This is a genomic window from Actinacidiphila sp. bgisy167, assembly GCF_057707665.1.
Window position 1 is genome coordinate 1 of sequence record NZ_JBYIQP010000169.1, and the last position, 4,002, is coordinate 4,002.

General features: G+C 65.8%; 2 protein-coding genes. One reads left to right on the forward strand and one right to left on the reverse strand.

The features are described from left to right. A partial coding sequence (locus tag AC3ET4_RS30455; RefSeq protein WP_431955147.1) for a hypothetical protein occupies window positions 1–262 on the forward strand: 262 nt, incomplete at its 5' end. Window positions 263–303: 41 nt separating this feature from the next. On the opposite strand, the gene AC3ET4_RS30460 is transcribed toward AC3ET4_RS30455, so the two are convergent. After that, window positions 304–3,774, reverse strand: a complete 3,471-nt coding sequence (locus AC3ET4_RS30460) for a glycosyltransferase family 32 protein (protein ID WP_431955149.1) — start codon at window positions 3,772–3,774, stop codon at window positions 304–306. Window positions 3,775–4,002 lie beyond the last annotated feature (228 nt).

Genomic DNA, 4,002 nt, shown 5'->3' on the forward strand with positions numbered 1-4,002 from the left:
GATGAGCGTGGTCGGATTGCTCATCGGTGTGCTGACCGCGGTGACCGGTCGGCTTGCCGAACACGCCATGACGGCGGCCCTCTGGCCCTCCTTCGGCTCGAGGCGCGTCGGCCGCGGTCTTTCCGTGGCCGACCCGTTTTTGGCGGACCTGGCCCCCGCCTTCGCCCAAGGACAGGCGGCAATCCAGGTGCACCGTCACGGGGCTGTCTCTGACCCCGGCTCGGATGATGCCAGTGGCGGCCGCACCCGGGGAGCGGCCTGATGTGGCGGTGCCGGGTGCGGCCTGGAGTGGTCTGGTGGGGGTCAACGGCAGATGTTGACGTGGGTGTGTCCGAAGTCGAGTTGGATGGTGGTGATGCGGGTGTGGGGAAGCTGGACGATGGCCCTGAGGAAGTACGTGGCGTGGATGGTCGACAGCGGGTCGGTCTGGCTCTCCGGTGCGATCGCCACGAGGGGCGGGGTTGCCTGTAGCCCGGGTGCGGTGTCGGGGTCGCGGAGCGTGGCTGCTGCGGCTTCGGCGTGCTCGGTGTACTCGGGAGTGCCGGTGGCCGGCAGGAGTCTGGTGTCGAGCAGGTACCGGTGGCTTTCGGGGTCCTCGCGCAACGGCTGAACCGGCTGCACCTCCAGCGGCCCCGTGGCGAGGCCGGTCCGGCGCTCGTGTGCTGTGGGTGTCGTGAGGCGGTCCGGTTCGTCCTCGTGACCTGCCGAGGTCGCTTGCGCTGCTGAGCTCGGCTGTGGACGGTGTGTATTGAGGGCGTTCTGGACGCGGGTGCGTCGCGGATCGTCTGTGGGCAACTGCTCCAGTCTCCGTTGAAGCAACGCCCGGTTCAGGTTGTCGGTGTGGGCGTTCTCGGTCAAGGCTTGGCCGAGGAACGGACTGGAGATGGTGGGGGGGTGGCTTTCAGAGGTTGTCGTTGCACTCCGAGGGGTGAGTGGGAGCAATGTGATGGCTTGGGACTGGTCGCCGAGCCACCAGCCTCCGGCGTCCCCAATGGGTGGGCGGCCTGTCCGGGGCTGGATAAGGGCTTCCGCCGCGGGCGGCAAGGTGATATGTGTCTGGCCGCGCGGGTCCAGTCTGGTGCGTGTGACGCCCCTGACGAGGGTGCGAAGGTCTTGCCTGGAGGCGATGTAGCCGAGGGCGGCTTGCCAGATCAGGTCGGGGCTGGGGTGGCGTGTAACTGTCGGGGCGGTGTGGACCAGGTCCAGGTCGCCTTGCCTGTTGTAAAGACCGCGGACGAGTGTCTGGACCACGCGAGCCGTGAAGTGAGTCGTTTGCTGCGCGGTGAAGTCGCGCTGCACAGAGGGCGCGGGGGCTATCCAACTGTTGTCCGAGCGAAGTGTCACTCCGCCAAGGGTCGGGATGTCATCCAGACTTTCCCAGCCCAAGAGCTGCCGCATCCCGACGTAGGAGTAAGGGCCCGTGCGGAACATGACCGAATTGCGTCGAACGATTCCCCGGCCCATGGTGTACATCGCAGCCGGGGTGGCGGTTTCGGTTCGTGGAAAAAGTCCGATCTGCGACATCTCGTACTTCTCCTTTATGATGCGCATCATCATGCGGAAGAAGGGGTGGTGGGCGTGAGCCGCGAATGCCGAGTTCATGAAACCGCCCTCCATCTTTCCGACTGCGTATCCCTGCCGACTGGACGTGACCTGCTGGAGGGCATCCAGGGATTCGATGACGTTGTCACCGTCGCTGTACATGCCGCCCATGGTCATAATTTCTAGTCGCAGAATGTCGCTCGCCGCGGCCCAGCCGGAGCCCGTTTGCTTGACCATCTCCGTCATGAATTCTGCATGCAGCTGCATGGGCCGTGAGACGTTGAACACTTCATGAACGTTGACGAGCGCTATTCTCGATCTTTTGGCCCACTGAACCATTTCCCATATCTGGGCCTGCCATTCCTCCAGCGGGCGGTGAGACAGGTCCCGTACACCTGCTATGTCGTCACGAGAGATGTCAGTCCACAGGACGAAGACAGCTTCGCCCCAGTGACGGAGAGCCGCCTCGCCATAGTTGTGCCAGAAGCCGGCAGTCCGTCCGTGCTCCCGCAAGGGATCACCGAACCATATGGCATGGACCACAGCCGGTGTGCTGACCTCGGGGGACGACAGGAGAGGAGCGTTGGACGCGGACGTCCATACCCGAGTGCTGCGCCGGTGTGAGTAGCTGTTGGTACCTACCGGGCCCCACGCCTCCGGGTCCATATCCTCCGGCTGGCTGTCCTCATCCCGCATGTCCATGGCGTTGAGGAAGTACACCCACTCATCGGAGTTCAAGCGGGAGTAATCGTACGGCTCGCCGGTTTCCAGGTCGGTCAACATATAAGGGACCGGGGCCGGATGAAGCAGGCCGAAGAGGTCCGTGCCCAGTGATGCCGAAAGCCGCGTCCCCTGGGTTTCGGGGGTCGCCGCCTGCATCTGATGCAAGCCCTGAATCACCGTCCATGCCGCAGGTGGCACCTGGGGACCGGAAACATTCTGACTCGGCCCTCTGCTGACCTGCGTGCTGCTGACCTGCGTGCTGTTTTGACCCCTCAGAGATTTGCCGGGAGGGGAGGCGTGCCGGCTGCCTGACGGATAGGGGTGGGCGGCAGAACGTGCCTGGCCACGATGCTGAGAGGGTGAACCGCTCTGCGTGGGGCTGGCATAGCGGGGGTTGGTGGAGGGGTCGGGAAGGGTGTAGGTGGTGCTGGTGGAAGGTTGGAAGGGGGTGAGGACGTGCGGTACCACCTGGCCGGAGGGATCGATGATGAGGGCTTGTGCCTGCAGGAGTGGGGCATCCGGGGTGCGGTGCAGGATTCTGATCCCGGGTGTGGCATTGCCCGCGCCGAACGCCTGTTCATCCGGTGCGATTTCGATCCAGACAGCCCCCTGATCCTGACCTTCGTACCGGGGATGGTAAGCAACCGACACGTGGCCTTCGCGACCCAAGGAGAGCCGGCCGTCGGGCCCGAAGGCGCTGCCGTTGGGTGTGCGGGACATGACCAGGGCCATACTGCCCGGCCCCAGCCCCAGGGTGGTGTCGCCGAGCGCGGTGTGGATGACGTCCCAGTCCCCAACCGGGGTCCACCGGGCGCCGCCGGGGGCGAGCCGCTGGCTCGCCCGCCCGGTGCCTACTTCGAGGTCGTCCACGGTACTCCCGGGGTGTATACCGGTGCTGCCCGGCAGTTCGGGGGCCGGGGCGTACACCTGGTCCCTGAGTGCCGCGGCCACGGTCACACACCACTCCTCGACGTTCGCCTGCCGGCCATCGGCACGGTGATGCAACCGCTCGAGCACCATCCCACGCACTGTGACTGCTACTTCGAGGATGCCGTCCCGGTCCAGTACCCGACGTTCCCGGCCGGTACCGGCTGCTGCGGCGCCGTGGGTCGCGTGGTGGGGCGCGTCGAACAGGCGGCTGGTTGCGGTGCCTGCGGTTGCCTGGGGGCGTTCCTCGATGTGCGGCGTGGTGTCGACATGCCGGTCTAGACCGGGTCCGCGGGCGACCCCGGTTTCGTTTTCGACCGTCAGGTGTCGCTCGTCCGCGGCAATGGGGGCGGAGCGGTGCGCGGTGTGGAGGAGGCGGTCGCGTTCGTCGCGTGTGAGGCCGGTGGTCAGGCGGTGGGAGGGGATCCGAGTGAGCGCTCTGAGCGCCTGTTCCGCCGTCATCCCCTGAGGCGGACGGGCCGCCACGTCCCGGTAGACCTCGGCGGCTTGATGGACGTGCGCCACGAAGGCGGCGAGATCGGCGAGGTCTAGGGTGCCGGTCCCGGTGAGGACGTCCCCCATGGGCGAGGGCATCTCGAAACATATCCGAGCAAGAGCACGAGGACTCACGAGATCAGAAATCCTTTCACGTCAGCTTTTGCACCACGGGAGACCTGAACCGATCGGGTGCACGATTGACCGAGGCAGCCCTTTGGAAAATGGCGCGCTCAGGTATCCACCGCACTCTACGCGAGGGACATCCAGGAGCTTCGGGACCCGCACCGGCAGCGACACACCGCGCATGCCTCG

Coding starts and splice junctions, on each gene's coding strand:
- AC3ET4_RS30460 (WP_431955149.1), bottom strand. CDS start 3,774: ATGGGGGACGTCCTCACCGGGACCGGCACCCTAGACCTCGCCGATCTC.